11 protein-coding genes and 4 tRNA genes are annotated in these 13,240 nt (G+C 55.3%); all 15 read right to left on the bottom strand.

Going from position 1 to position 13,240, the window contains the following annotated elements:
* Positions 1 to 193: 193 nt before the first annotated feature.
* Positions 194 to 270: transfer RNA gene (locus tag ACMGGE_RS17615), tRNA-Pro, on the bottom strand.
* Between the two features lie 46 nt (positions 271 to 316).
* Positions 317 to 401, bottom strand: a tRNA-Leu gene (locus ACMGGE_RS17610).
* Positions 402 to 422: 21 nt separating this feature from the next.
* Positions 423 to 498 (bottom strand) — tRNA-His (locus ACMGGE_RS17605).
* Positions 499 to 565: 67 nt separating this feature from the next.
* Positions 566 to 642 (bottom strand) — tRNA-Arg (locus ACMGGE_RS17600).
* Positions 643 to 744: 102 nt separating this feature from the next.
* On the bottom strand, positions 745 to 2,130 hold the full coding sequence (thrP, locus tag ACMGGE_RS17595) for a bifunctional threonine/serine APC transporter ThrP (RefSeq protein WP_045909233.1): 1,386 nt from the start codon (positions 2,128 to 2,130) through the stop codon (positions 745 to 747).
* A gap of 197 nt (positions 2,131 to 2,327) precedes the next feature.
* Complete coding sequence (gene wecG, locus ACMGGE_RS17590; protein ID WP_045909234.1) at positions 2,328 to 3,068, bottom strand: lipopolysaccharide N-acetylmannosaminouronosyltransferase; 741 nt, start codon at positions 3,066 to 3,068, stop codon at positions 2,328 to 2,330.
* Positions 3,069 to 3,080: 12 nt separating this feature from the next.
* On the bottom strand, positions 3,081 to 4,433 hold the full coding sequence (gene wzyE, locus ACMGGE_RS17585; RefSeq protein ID WP_048030792.1) for an ECA oligosaccharide polymerase: 1,353 nt from the start codon (positions 4,431 to 4,433) through the stop codon (positions 3,081 to 3,083).
* On the bottom strand, positions 4,430 to 5,509 hold the full coding sequence (locus ACMGGE_RS17580; RefSeq protein WP_111968120.1) for a TDP-N-acetylfucosamine:lipid II N-acetylfucosaminyltransferase: 1,080 nt from the start codon (positions 5,507 to 5,509) through the stop codon (positions 4,430 to 4,432). Before ACMGGE_RS17580 ends, wzyE begins: the two co-directional genes overlap by 4 nt.
* Positions 5,506 to 6,756, bottom strand: coding sequence for a lipid III flippase WzxE (gene wzxE / locus ACMGGE_RS17575; RefSeq protein WP_420294001.1), 1,251 nt, complete (start codon positions 6,754 to 6,756; stop codon positions 5,506 to 5,508). Before wzxE ends, ACMGGE_RS17580 begins: the two co-directional genes overlap by 4 nt.
* 1 nt (position 6,757) lies before the next feature.
* Positions 6,758 to 7,888 (bottom strand): dTDP-4-amino-4,6-dideoxygalactose transaminase, encoded by a 1,131-nt coding sequence (gene rffA / locus ACMGGE_RS17570; RefSeq protein WP_045909238.1) that lies wholly within the window; start codon positions 7,886 to 7,888, stop codon positions 6,758 to 6,760.
* Positions 7,889 to 7,892: 4 nt separating this feature from the next.
* Entirely contained in the window at positions 7,893 to 8,570 is a 678-nt protein-coding gene (rffC, locus tag ACMGGE_RS17565) for a dTDP-4-amino-4,6-dideoxy-D-galactose acyltransferase (RefSeq protein ID WP_126535097.1), read from the bottom strand.
* Entirely contained in the window at positions 8,567 to 9,829 is a 1,263-nt protein-coding gene (gene wecC, locus ACMGGE_RS17560; protein WP_420294000.1) for a UDP-N-acetyl-D-mannosamine dehydrogenase, read from the bottom strand. Before wecC ends, rffC begins: the two co-directional genes overlap by 4 nt.
* A complete protein-coding gene (gene wecB, locus ACMGGE_RS17555) occupies positions 9,826 to 10,956 on the bottom strand; it encodes a non-hydrolyzing UDP-N-acetylglucosamine 2-epimerase (RefSeq protein WP_063622987.1) in 1,131 nt (376 codons plus the stop codon). Before wecB ends, wecC begins: the two co-directional genes overlap by 4 nt.
* Before the next feature lie 56 nt (positions 10,957 to 11,012).
* On the bottom strand, positions 11,013 to 12,059 hold the full coding sequence (gene wzzE / locus ACMGGE_RS17550) for an ECA polysaccharide chain length modulation protein (protein ID WP_045909242.1): 1,047 nt from the start codon (positions 12,057 to 12,059) through the stop codon (positions 11,013 to 11,015).
* A 13-nt stretch (positions 12,060 to 12,072) separates the two neighbouring features.
* A complete protein-coding gene (gene wecA / locus ACMGGE_RS17545) occupies positions 12,073 to 13,176 on the bottom strand; it encodes a UDP-N-acetylglucosamine--undecaprenyl-phosphate N-acetylglucosaminephosphotransferase (RefSeq protein WP_045909243.1) in 1,104 nt (367 codons plus the stop codon).
* Between the last annotated feature and the right edge of the window lie 64 nt (positions 13,177 to 13,240).

Raw genomic sequence — 13,240 nt, 5'->3', positions numbered from 1 at the left:
CCCACAATGTATCGGTAAGGACAGAATTCTGTCGCCAGGAGGAGACAGCAAAATGGAAGTATGAGTAATTCTTTTATTTTCAATGGATTGTATGTCGCTGAATCGCGACAATGAAACCGGACGCTGTCGGGGAATCACTACAGGGATGAAAATGACAGAAAACAAAAAACCCCGCCGAAGCGGGGTTCAAAATTGGTCGGCGAGAGAGGATTCGAACCTCCGACCCACTGGTCCCAAACCAGTTGCGCTACCAAGCTGCGCTACTCGCCGATGTACTGCTTTTTTGAATTTTTAGTTCAATTCATTTAAAAAGTCGTGGTGCGAGGGGGGGACTCGAACCCCCACATCCTAAGGACACTAACACCTGAAGCTAGCGCGTCTACCAATTCCGCCACCTTCGCAATTCACAACTCTTTCAATAATGGGGTGGCTAATGGGATTCGAACCCACGACAACTGGAATCACAATCCAGGGCTCTACCAACTGAGCTATAGCCACCACTGTATTCTTTCACGCGGTACTGACTACTTCTCAGACCACCGCAGCTCTAGCGCCGGGACTAAAATGGCGCGCCCGACAGGATTCGAACCTGAGACCTCTGCCTCCGGAGGGCAGCGCTCTATCCAGCTGAGCTACGGGCGCTTAGCGCCGTTGCGGGGCTGGATATTACGTACCTCCGTCCCCGCTGTCTAGTGCTTTTTTGAAAAAAATGCGCGTTTGGTTATGGTTTGCACATTTTGCCGCTTATTCCTCCACTTTCTGCGTGGTGGCACGGCGACCCAGGCCAAAAAGCTTATAGGCAGCCGTCACGGCGGCCAGGAAGATCACCCCGACAAACAGCGACATGCGGGTATCTTCATTAAAGTACATTCCGATTAATACGCAAATCAGGAACGCCATCGTCAAATAGTTCGCATAGGGGAACAGAATTGAACGGAACGGATGGCTTTCAATCGCCTTTTTATGCGCATGACGGAAACGCAGCTGGCTGATGAGAATAACAAACCACGGCACCATGCCCGGCAGGACGCTGGCGCTGTAGACGTAAACGAACACCCGCTGCGGATTAGGAATGATGTAATTCAGGCAAGATCCAATCAGCAGAATTGCAATGGAGACCGCCACGCCCGCCACCGGCACCCCGGCACGTGAAACTTTACTCATTGCAGCAGGCAGCTGGTTATTCTTCGAGAGCGCATAGAGCATACGCCCACAGCTGTACATCCCGCTGTTACAGCCTGACAGCGCGGCCGTCAGGACCACAAAGTTGATGATGCCCGCTGCCGCCGTGATACCAATTTTGGCGAAGGTTAAAACAAACGGGCTGCCCGTCGAGCCTATTTCGTTCCACGGGAAGATGGTCACGATAACGAAGATGGCGCCCACATAGAAAATCAGGATGCGCCAAAGCACTTTGCCCACCGCGCTACGCAGCGTGACCTGTGGATTTTTCGCTTCACCGGCGGTAATACCGATCAGCTCTACGCCCTGGTACGACGCTACAACGATACACAGCGCCGTCAGGAAGCCCTTCCAGCCGCCGGCAAAGAAGCCGCCGTTTTCGGTCAGGTTACCAAAGCCGATAGCATGTCCACCGTTGCCAAAGCCGAAGAAAATCACGCCCAGGCCGACGACAATCATCACGATGATGGTGGTGACTTTGATCATCGCAAACCAGAACTCGATCTCACCGTAAAGACGCACGGCGGCCAGGTTTGCCAGCGCCACCAGCCCCACGGCAATGAGCGCGGGTATCCACTGAGCCATATCCGGGAACCAGAACTGGACGTAGACCCCTATCGCGGTGATCTCTGAAATGCCCACCGCCATCCACATAAACCAGTATGACCAGGCCGTCAGGTAGCCGAAGAACGGGCTCATATAACGATGCGCGTAAACGGCGAAAGAGCCGGTTACCGGCTCCAGGAAGAGCATTTCGCCCATGGAACGCATGATGAAGAAAACAAACAGCCCGGCGATAATGTACGCCAGTAATACGGAAGGGCCTGCCCACTTGAGCGTGCTTGCGGAGCCCATAAACAGGCCCACGCCGATAGTGCCGCCCAGCGCTATCAGTTCAATATGACGAGCTTCCAGCCCACGCTGCAGCTCCGGTTTTTTCTCTGCCATAGATCCTCGATTGTGTTTGCTGTTTCCCGGCTTAAGACCGGGTATTGTTTTTTAGGGGGACTAAAATACGGTGCGAATGGTTTCTTAAAATCTGCCAAATGGCAAACGATGCATTAAAAAAATGAATGCATTGCACAGATTATCAGCAGTTTTGCAGGCGAGTTGCAGCGCGAATAGCATATCGCGCTACATTTTGATTACATTTTTCCGGTGTAATGCCAGACGAGGTAGCGAAGCAGACGGATCTGTCGTTTAATGCGTGTCGGTTGCGATAGCAGACGATACAGCCACTCCAGCCCAAGATATTGCCAGACTGTTGGCGCACGCTTAACGTGGCCGGTAAAGACGTCGTACGTGCCGCCGACGCCCATGTAGAGGGCATCCGGGCAGACCAGGCGGCAGTCACGCATCAGGATCTCCTGGCGCGGGGACCCCATCGCCACGGTGACAATCTTTGCCCCACTGTCACGAACGCGCTCAAACAGCGTCTGCCGATCTTCCGGTTTGAAGTAACCATCCTGGCTGCCGACAATATTAACATTCCATTGACGACGCAGTTTCTCCTCCGTCTGGGCCAGTATCTCCTGCTTCCCGCCAATCAGGAACACGGGCGTACCCTGCGCGCCTGCGCGGGCCATAAGCTGCTCCCAGAGATCGGCCCCCGCGACGCGGGAAACATTAGCGTCAGGATACTTTTTACGGATAGAGCGGACCACGCTGATCCCGTCCGCGTATTTAAATTCGGCCGCTTCAATCAGGCTTTTGACTTCCGCGTTATCCTCAACCGCCAGCATTTTTTCCGCGTTGATGGCCACCAGCGTACCGGATTTCATCTGGCCGTCGGCGAACAGAAAGTCCAGCGCGTGCTGCATGTCGCGCCAGCCAATAAGCTGCAGGCCACGTAGCGCATAGCGCGGTGCAGAAATTCTATCAGTCATTACTATCCTTACTCAGACTTGCGACAGCGTTGTGCTGCCCTGCCGCTCGCGCTTGTGCACAAGCCCGGCGCTGTCAAACAGCCAGTACAACAGTTTGGCCAGTAACAGGCAGACGCCGAAAACAACCATGAAGAACACTACGCGCGAAACGAACGAGTCCAGCCCTTCGCGCGCCAGAACGATCATATTGAAAATGGCACCAAAGCAGAAACTGTGCAAAATGGCCGCTTTATAGCGGTTGGTCTCTTCGTTGCCACGCACGTAAAGCCAGTCGAACCACTTGATGATCAGCCCCACGGCAACCGCCCCAGGCAGAATAAACCACGCCCCGCCCATCACCACCAGGGAACCGATCAGCGTGGGTGAAATTGCCAGACCGGAATGGTTGTTCAGCACTTCCCAGGTAAAATAGTTCGCGGTATTGAGCACCACACCAGGGCGATCCGGCCATAGCCAGGAAGGGATAAAGACGTAGAAGTCGCGAACAATCGGCGCCAGCCCCTGAAAATCAATCTTGTCGTAGTTTTGCAGCAGTAATGCCAGGTTTTCCCACGGCGAGAACGTATCGCGCGTGAGGTAGAGGAACGTATAAAACGCCTCATCACCCGCCACGTTCATTCCGTACCGCTTCAGCGCCAGCCAGAACATCCCCACAATGCCAAACACGCCTGCCGCAACCAGCATCCACAGCGAGATCCAGCCGCGGATGATGCCGATAAACAGGAAGATGGCGAAGGCGATGATAATGTTCGCGCGCGTGCCGCCCACAATCATGTAGGTCAGGATGCCAAACGCGACGGTACTGACCAGGAAGAACAGCCACGCTTTGCTGTCCTGGCGCAGGAAGAAGATCACCAGCATCGCCGGGATGAAGAAGTAGAAGAAACGCTTAAGCGCCACGCCCGAAACCTCGGCCGAAAAAATCTGGCTGTAGGAGTGAAGCTTAAACAGCAGAAAGCCGTTATGCATGAAGAAGATGCCGACGCTGACCAGGGCGATGGTCATCAGCATCACCCATGTCAGGTGGGTTTCCACCCTATTCATGGTAAAGAGCGCCCGACGCGGGGCAGCTGTCTGCGCTGAACGCAGACGCGTTTTATAGGTGACGTAGTAGACCGCATAGAAGCAGGTCGCCGCCAGAAGCGCCTGGAGCAGAATGTCCGGTGGCGCGACGCTCACGTCAAAACGGAAGACCAGAATGCTGGTGAGCGGGAAGCCGAAAAAGAACGTCAGCAGGAACAGTAACGAGAAGAAGACGTTAAAGTTGAAGCGCACCCGGCGGAATTCAAACCAGGTGAGCGTGGCGATAAACAGGGCGCTCAGAAGCCAGACAACCAGTAAGCCGCTGAATTGCAACTGACTCATGCTTTGTCTCCTGAAGCGATACGCAGCGCGCGGTGCCACGGCGTGAGATAATTCGGGCTAAAAAAATCGATGCTGTTTTTATCCACCAGCGTGAGCTGACGTTGAGCTTCACGTACCACCTCGACGTTCAGCGTGTCTGAGGTAAACAGCACCGGAATATGCTGCTCGGCCATGTCCTGCCAGAACGGGTTGTCGCGGTTAAGCACGCACGGTACCCCCGCCTGAATCAGCAGACACAGTGTGCCAATTCCCTGCTGTCGGGCAAAGATGAAATAGCCGAGATCGCATTTTCTCAGCAGCGCGAGATATTCCTCAAATTCCAGCTTATCGCTGAGGATGTGCAGATTTTCTGCGCTAAACAGCGCCAGTCCCTGCTGGCGAACCTCGTCAATATAGGCGTCGTTGTTGGCGGGATAGCCCATCGGCACCACCACGTTCACCGTGTCGCCAAACTGCTGATGCACCGCCCTGAGCGCCGCGACATGTTCATTACTGCGATCGCCGGAATTCCCCACCAGGATCGTCAGCTTGCCTTCACGCACCGCGTCATTGGCCATGGCGTTCAGCGCCGGATCCATGCGGGTGGGGAAATAAAGCAACTCGCCGCGCACGTTGGGGTGCTGTTTAGCAAAATAGTTGAGATCGCCGCGGGTAGCAAAAACGCAGCCCACGCGCCCCTGCGCCATGCGGCGCAATGGATAGAAAAGACGGAATTTCCAGCCTCGGGAGACTTCGTAGAGATCGGCTCCCCAGATATGCCAGCTGCACTGGGAGGGTTTAATCCCTCCGCTGAGAAGCGCCAGCCACAGGCCGGTGTTAAACTGCCCGTGGAAGAAGAATCGTTGCTCGCGGTCGGCTTTCGCCCTGGCAACGACCGCCTTTGCCAGCGTGGCCTTATCTGGCCAGAAGCGAATCGTCAGCGCCGGAAATGCCTCGCTCAGGCCCTTATCCTGACCTGCAACCATAAACTCACGCGCATCAGGATCCCCGGATGCCAGCTCGTCGTTGAAGAACCGCAAAACGGTCTGGTTATGGTGTGGGATATCCGATCCCAGGATGTGAATCAGTGCAGTCATGCGCGTTTACGCCACAATAAAAATACACCGCAACAGGCGGTGAAATAAACGATATAGGTTGCCATGTAGGCCTGAGCCGCCCCCAGCGCGCCGTGCGCGGGTATCAGCCAGTGCGAGAACGAGGTCAGTAATGCAAACTGGCTAATTTCCGCCAGGATATACAGCCGCAGGGAGGCTTTTGCTATCACCAGATAGCCAAAAACGTAAGCCCCCACTTTCAGTACATCACCCACCAGCTGCCAGGCAAAGAGATCGCGCATGGCGATGAATTTCGCCGAAAACAGCAGCCAGATGGCAACATCGCGCAATAGCCAGACGGTAAAGCTGGCAGCCGCAACCGCCGGCAATACAAAGCGCAGCGACCGGAAAATCTCACGCGTAATATCCTGTCTGGAGGTCAAACGCGATAAGGTTGGCAGCAAATAAACGCTAAAGGAAGCCGTAATAAACTGGAGATAGGCGTCGGAAATACTGCTTACGCCCTGCCAGATCCCCACTTCATCCCAGCTATAATGCGCCGCCAGCAGGTTACGCATCATCACGTAGGCCACCGGCAGCGTGACGGAGGTGATGAGCGCCATCAGGGTAAATTTACCCAGCTGGCTGGCAAGCAGCGTGTCCCATTGCGGCTTGAGGTAGCTCAGGGGGATGACGCCCCGACGCATCAGCATAAATGCCGCAGGCACAACCACCAGCGCCGGAACCAGCGCCAGCCCCAGCAGTGCGCCTTCGTAGCCCCCCAGGCGATAGCAGAAATAATAGGCAATCACGCCGATAACGCTGCCCAGGATTAACGCAATCGCGTTTCCGGCCGCATCACGAAACCCTTTCATCAGCGCCAGCAGCAGATTAGCCCAGGCAATCCCCATCTGAACCAATGCGACCAGACGCACCAGCCCCTGATAGTGGGTGTGACCGAATAATCCCTGGCTGATGGGTGCCGCCGCCAGCAGAAAGATAATCGCCATCAGGGTCGAAAAACCCGTGACCATCGCCGAGGAGGTGCCCACGACCCTGCGAAGCTGGGCCGCATCATCATGATACTGCGCAACGTATTTGGTCACGCCGTTGAAGATACCGGCACCGGCCAGCACCCCAAGGACGGTGACAAGCTGGCGGAAATTACCCGCCAGCCCCACGCCAGAGGGGCCAAATGAGACAGCCAGCAGCTTGACGACCAGCAGCCCGGCGCCAATTTTTACAAGCGTGGACGCGGCGGTCCACACCGATGCTTTTGCCAGAGACATATCAGCCGAAATAGCTCAGAAGGGTATTAATCACCGTACGCTGGTTAACTGGCGCGAGGTTGTAGAACAGTGGCAGACGAAGCAACCGCTCACTTTCTTTGGTGGTGTAACGGTCTTCACCCGCGAAGGTTCCAAACGCTTCGCCCGCCGGGCTGGAGTGCAGCGGAATATAGTGGAACACCGCCATAATTTCGGCTTCTTTCAGCCAGGCGATAAGCTCGCTCCGGTCGTCGTTATCGCGCAGCTTGATGTAGAACATGTGCGCGTTGTGGACGCAATCTGCCGGGATGGTTGGCAGCTCAATACGCCCGGCTTTGGCCAGAGGCTCAAGCGCATCGTAATAGGTTTGCCACAGGGAGAGGCGCTGCAGGTTGATGCGATCCGCGGCTTCCAGCTGCGCCCACAGGTACGCGGCCTGCAGATCCGCCATCAGATAGCTGGAGCCAATATCGCGCCAGGTGTATTTATCGACCTGGCCGCGGAAGAACTGGCTGCGGTTGGTGCCTTTTTCGCGGATCACCTCCGCACGCTCCACGAGCGCCCGGTCGTTAATCAGCGTCGCGCCACCTTCTCCGCCAGCCGTGTAGTTTTTGGTTTCGTGGAAGCTAAAGCAGCCGATATGGCCGATGGTACCCAGCGCGCGTCCCTTGTAGGTCGACATCACGCCCTGGGCGGCATCTTCCACCACAAACAGGTTATGTTTTTTGGCGATGGCCATGATGGTGTCCATTTCACAGGCCACGCCCGCGTAGTGAACCGGCACGATCGCGCGCGTTTTGTCGGTGATCGCCGCTTCAATCAGCGTCTCATCAATATTCATGGTATCCGGGCGGATATCCACAAAGACGATTTTCGCCCCGCGCAGGACAAACGCGTTCGCCGTGGAAACGAAGGTGTAGCTCGGCATGATCACTTCATCGCCGGGCTGGATATCCAGCAGCAGCGCGGCCATTTCCAGCGATGCCGTACAGGACGGGGTCAGCAGCACTTTGGCGCTGCGAAAACGCTGTTCCATCCACTGCTGACAGCGACGGGTAAAACCGCCGTCACCGCAGAGTTTGCCGCTGCCCATGGCAGACTGCATATAGTCGAGTTCCGTTCCGACGACGGGTGGTGCGTTAAATGGAATCATCTTGTCACCTGTATAACCAGTAGGCGGTGGCGTCGATGTTGGCACCACTCGCAATATAACGTTTAAGCGCGGCGGTGTTGCCCACCTGGGTCGCCACCCGCAGCGTCTCAACCTGCTGCTGCTGCGCCCAGTGCAGCGCCGCCTGCATGAGCTTCTCACCCATGCCACGCCCGGCTAATAAGCCAATACGCGCCTCGCGCGCGTTGAGCTTGCGAAGCGAGACGAACCCCTGGAGTTGACCGTCCCCTGCGCGGAAAACCAGGCAGACGTGATCAAAGGTGCCTTTAACCGCATTCTCTATCCACTGGGCATAGAAACGTCCGCTATCGTCAGGTGCATACCAGGGCGTACGAAAGCGACTCTGCGCAAACGCCTGAGCCGCCATCTGACGCAGCACGGGAATATCCTGTTCGGTTGCCATTTCCGCACCGGGCGCATCGTGCCGGGTGAGGGTTATGGAAAGGTCTGCCTCACCTTCAACCAGCTGAAAGCCGCGTTGCTGGAGCGCGTCGAGCAGGTCGGTACGGTCCGCCGGGATCTTCGCCTGAATCCGTTGCCAGGCGTTCAAATCTGATTCAGCCAGTACCGGCGCATCATCGCGCAGGCGCACAATGGCCGACGGCAGGCCGAAAAAGGCACTCTCCCACTGCAGGGGCTCAAGTACCCCGTTCAGGCTGTTCAACGCCAGACGCCTTTGGTATCAACCACATACTGCTGACGCACTGCATCACCAGGCGTCGCTTTAAACGCGTTATGATCCACCAGCAGCACCAGTACGTCCGCCGTCGCCAGTGCCTCATCCAGCGCTGTCAGCGTGCAGTGCCCCGCCAGTTTTGCCGGCAGTTCATGAATATTCGGCTCAACCACCAGCGTTTCACCCTTGTGCCATTCGGCAATCATCTGAGCAATTTCCATCGCCGGGCTTTCACGCAGGTCGTCAATGTTCGGTTTGAAGGCCAGACCAAAGCAGGCAATTTTCAGCTCGCTGGCGCGCTTGCCGCTCTCTGCCAGACAATCCGCTACCGTGGTTTTGACCTGATTGAGCACCCAGTGAGGTTTGCTGTCATTGACTTCACGGGCGGTGCGAATCAGGCGCGCCTGCGCTGGGTTCTGCGCCACAATAAACCACGGGTCGACGGCGATACAGTGTCCACCCACGCCCGGGCCTGGCTGGAGAATGTTGACGCGCGGATGGCGGTTCGCCAGGCTAATCAACTCCCATACGTTAATCCCCTGATCGGCGCAGATCAGCGACAGTTCGTTCGCAAAGGCGATATTGACGTCGCGGAAGCTGTTTTCCGTCAGCTTACACATCTCGGCGGTACGGGAGTTGGTCACCACGCATTCGCCTTCCAGGAAAATCTTGTACAGCGCGCTGGCGCGTTCGGAACAGACGGGCGTCATACCGCCAATGACGCGGTCGTTTTTAATCAGTTCGACCATGACCTGGCCCGGGAGTACGCGCTCCGGGCAGTAGGCGATATTGATATCTGCCTGCTCCCCCGCCTGTTGCGGGAAGCTTAAATCAGGGCGCGCGTCGGCCAGCCACTGCGCCATCTGCTCGGTAGCGCCGACGGGAGAGGTCGATTCCAGAATCACCAGCGCCCCTTTCTTCAGCACAGGGGCAATGGACTTCGCCGCCGCCTCGACGTAGACCATGTCGGGCTCATGGTCGCCTTTAAAGGGCGTTGGAACGGCAATCAGGTAGGCATCCGCTTCAACGGGCGTCGTGCTGGCACGCAGGAAGCCGCCCTCCACCGCCTCTTTCACTACACGATCCAGATCGGGCTCGACAATATGAATTTCGCCACGGTTAATGGTTTCCACCGCGCGGGCGTTGATATCCACACCGATAACCTGTTTCTGACGAGAGGCAAACGCCGCCGCGGTGGGCAAGCCGATGTAGCCAAGACCAATGACAGAGAGGGTAGTAAAACTCATAGCGATACCTGATTGTGTTTAAGTGCATGCAAAATACGGCCACAAGCCTGCCCGTCTCCATACGGATTATGGGCCCGGCTCATCGCCTGATACGTTTCATCGTCATGCAGAAGGCGCGTGACCTCTTCGACGATGAGCTGCGCGTTGGTGCCAACCAGACGCACCGTCCCGGCTTTCACCGCTTCCGGACGTTCAGTGGTTTCACGCATCACCAGAACCGGCTTGCCGAGAGAGGGCGCTTCCTCCTGAATGCCGCCGGAATCGGTAAGGATCAGCCAGGCATGGTTCATCAGCCAGACAAACGGCAGGTAGTCCTGCGGTTCAATCAGAAGGACATTTTCCACATGACCCAGGATGCGGTTAACCGGTTCGCTGACGTTAGGATTGAGATGGACCGGATAGACAATCTGCACATCGTCGTTCTGCGCGGCGATTTCAGCCAGCGCGTGACAGATTTGCTCAAAGCCCCGGCCAAAGCTTTCGCGTCGGTGGCCCGTCACCAGTATGGTTTTTTTACCGTTGTGCAGGAAGGGATAGCGGGCAGCGAGTTCTTTCTTAAGATCGTCGTTTGCGAGGACGCGGTCACGTACCCAAATTAACGCATCGATGACCGTATTGCCGGTCACAAAGATTTTGTTATCGGCGATATTTTCACGCAGCAGGTTCTGACGCGAGTTTTCCGTTGGCGCAAAGTGGTACATCGCCAGGTGGCCCGTTAGCGTGCGGTTGGCTTCCTCCGGCCACGGCGAATACAGATTGCCGGTACGCAGACCCGCCTCGACATGCCCCACGGGAATACGTTGATAAAACGCGGCCAGGCTGGTCGCCACGGTCGTGGTGGTATCTCCGTGTACCAGCACCACGTCAGGCTTGAATGACTCCAGGATCGGCTTGAGATCTTGCAGTATGCGACAGGTTATCTCCGTCAACCCTTGCCCCGGTTTCATAATATTAAGGTCGTAATCCGGGACGATGGAAAAGAGCGTTAAGACCTGGTCAAGCATCTCACGGTGCTGGGCCGTGACGCAGACTTTCGCTTCAATATCAGGATCGCTGGCCAGGGCATGAACCAGAGGTGCCATCTTAATGGCCTCCGGCCTGGTGCCAAATACGGTTAGTACTTTCACATCGATTCTCTTCGATTAGGCGATGAAGGCCGCAGCCTTCATCGTAGACGGCATTCTTAGTTTGTGCGACGACGCGTTAACGCCACGCCAGCGCCCGCCAGTGCACCGACAATCCCCCACATGATCATCAGGAATGCACGACGCGGACTGTCGCGTTTTACAGGTTCTTCAGGCGTTCGCAAATAACGATAGGTCTGAAAACGCGGGTCCAGAGAGGGACCGACATTAAGCGTATTGAGCATCGCGCGATTTTGATCGTAATCGAGGTCAACATCAGGACCGACGGCCTGGAGATTTTCCAGACGTGCCTGCAGCATAGGGCGACCAAGAAGGAACATTTCAGAGTCAGGCAGTTCATCAGCCGGCACGTCCGTCTCACTACGGGAAATATTGTGCTGTTCCGCAATTTTCAGCGCCTGCTCAATGTTGTGTACACGGCGAGTGAAAATCGCTTTAGCCACCTCTTCCTGACGTTTAACCTGGGCTTTCATCTGGATGGTACGGGCCGCCCAGGCGCCTTTAAGCTCTTCGTTAAGATGGCTTGCGGCACGCTGGCTGGCAAACGCGACGTATTGACGCAGCAGGTTGTTGGCATCCGGCGCGGTTTCTGCAATCAGCTTGACGCTGTCATTCACGTTACGCAGCGCGTCGCCCGGCATAAACTGAATATTGTTAATCAGATCGTCCAGCAGGGCGGCATCGGCTTTGGTGTTATCAACCCGACGCTGCTTGTAGTAATCCGTCTGGGACCAGAAGTCGCGACGCGTATCCCACGAAGCCAGTTGCATCACAAACTCTTTGTAGGCCTCATCCATAACGGAAACCTGATCTGGCGTGGCGAGGTTGGCTTTGATATCCAGGTTTCGCAGGAATTGCTGCTGGGAATAGTATCCCCCAAGCATGTTGACCGTTGGTTTGTCCGTGATTGCCGTGGCGCTCCATTCCTGTTTTGCAAAGAACGTATAGGCCAGCGCTAACAGTGCAAATCCCAGCGCGATCCCCGCAATCCAAAGTTTGCCTGCCCATAACACGCGAAACAAACCCCGAATATCCAGTTCATTCTCTGTTACCACTGATTTCGCTCCCGCCAACGGTTGAGTCATCATAGTCCCGGTTTTATTTAGTTAATGTTGTGTTTTTGCCACTGTTACGACGCATCCGGCGTTTAATACGTTTTATGAACCGCGCCACTTTCCATGCGCGCTTAATGCAGTAGCCGTACAGGAAAAATGCTAGCAAGAATAATACCAACATGACCCATTCTGGCACAAAATGAGCATACTCCGCGGCAACACCCACTCCCGCAAGGATAGCAGCCGCTACGGTTATCAAAACAAATGCCTGTCTGGAGGTGAATCCAGCTCGCATGATCAAATGATGAATATGCTGTCGGTCGGCTGAGAAGGGACTCATCCCTTTGCGCAAGCGGCGATACATTATCGCAACCATATCCATTAACGGGATAGCGATAATCCACAACGCGGTAACAGGGCTGATAGGATGGACTTGTCCCTGAGTCGTTTCCAGCAAGATCCAGATGACGGTAAACCCAATGAGTGTACTGCCCGCATCACCCATAAAGACTTTATAGCGACGCCCCAGCGCACCGAGGTTTAACAGGATATAAGGCAGGATGGCGGCAATCATGGCGAAGCACCACATAGCAAGACTATATTGTCCGTCAAACCACAAAATAAAACCGATCGCGGCAAATGAGACGCAGGAGAGTCCCCCCAGCAAGCCATCAATACCATCGACCATGTTGAATGCGTTTATAGCCACCCATACGGCGAAAAGCGTCAGAAAATAGCCGAACGGGCCGAGCACCATCTCCCACGAGCCAAAAATATAGCCCAGGCTACTCAAGTAGAGTTTTGCTGAGACCATCATGGCAATGCCAACTGCCGCCTGCACAAAGGCGCGAATTTTAACGCTGATGTCATAACGATCGTCAAGCGCGCCGACGATAACCAGTACCGTTGAACACATCAGGTATAATTTGACATGTGGGACATAGTAGTTAGCAATTGCGAAGGCATAGCAAATACCCGCAAATACTGAGATACCACCCACCAGGGGGATCATACCCTGATGACGTTTCCGGAAGTTGGGTTTATCCACTAACCCCACGTATTTCGCCACCTTACGCGCAATAAACAGAAAACAGGTGGTGAATAAAAAAATACTGGTTAGATCAGTAAACGTATCGAATAGGTTCACAATGGATTCTCAACAAATGTTAGTCTCGGAAGTATAACCATGAAGGCTCATAGCCCGAAGGTAA

This window comes from Enterobacter sp. BNK-22 (genome assembly GCF_048684805.1).
Lineage (GTDB): Bacteria > Pseudomonadota > Gammaproteobacteria > Enterobacterales > Enterobacteriaceae > Enterobacter > Enterobacter quasiroggenkampii.
This window is presented reverse-complemented; position numbering and strand designations above follow the sequence as displayed.

Coding starts and splice junctions, on each gene's coding strand:
- thrP (WP_045909233.1), bottom strand. CDS start 2,130: ATGGCAGAGAAAAAACCGGAGCTGCAGCGTGGGCTGGAAGCTCGTCAT.
- wecG (WP_045909234.1), bottom strand. CDS start 3,068: ATGACTGATAGAATTTCTGCACCGCGCTATGCGCTACGTGGCCTGCAG.
- wzyE (WP_048030792.1), bottom strand. CDS start 4,433: ATGAGTCAGTTGCAATTCAGCGGCTTACTGGTTGTCTGGCTTCTGAGC.
- ACMGGE_RS17580 (WP_111968120.1), bottom strand. CDS start 5,509: ATGACTGCACTGATTCACATCCTGGGATCGGATATCCCACACCATAAC.
- wzxE (WP_420294001.1), bottom strand. CDS start 6,756: ATGTCTCTGGCAAAAGCATCGGTGTGGACCGCCGCGTCCACGCTTGTA.
- rffA (WP_045909238.1), bottom strand. CDS start 7,888: ATGATTCCATTTAACGCACCACCCGTCGTCGGAACGGAACTCGACTAT.
- wecC (WP_420294000.1), bottom strand. CDS start 9,829: ATGAGTTTTACTACCCTCTCTGTCATTGGTCTTGGCTACATCGGCTTG.
- wzzE (WP_045909242.1), bottom strand. CDS start 12,059: ATGACTCAACCGTTGGCGGGAGCGAAATCAGTGGTAACAGAGAATGAA.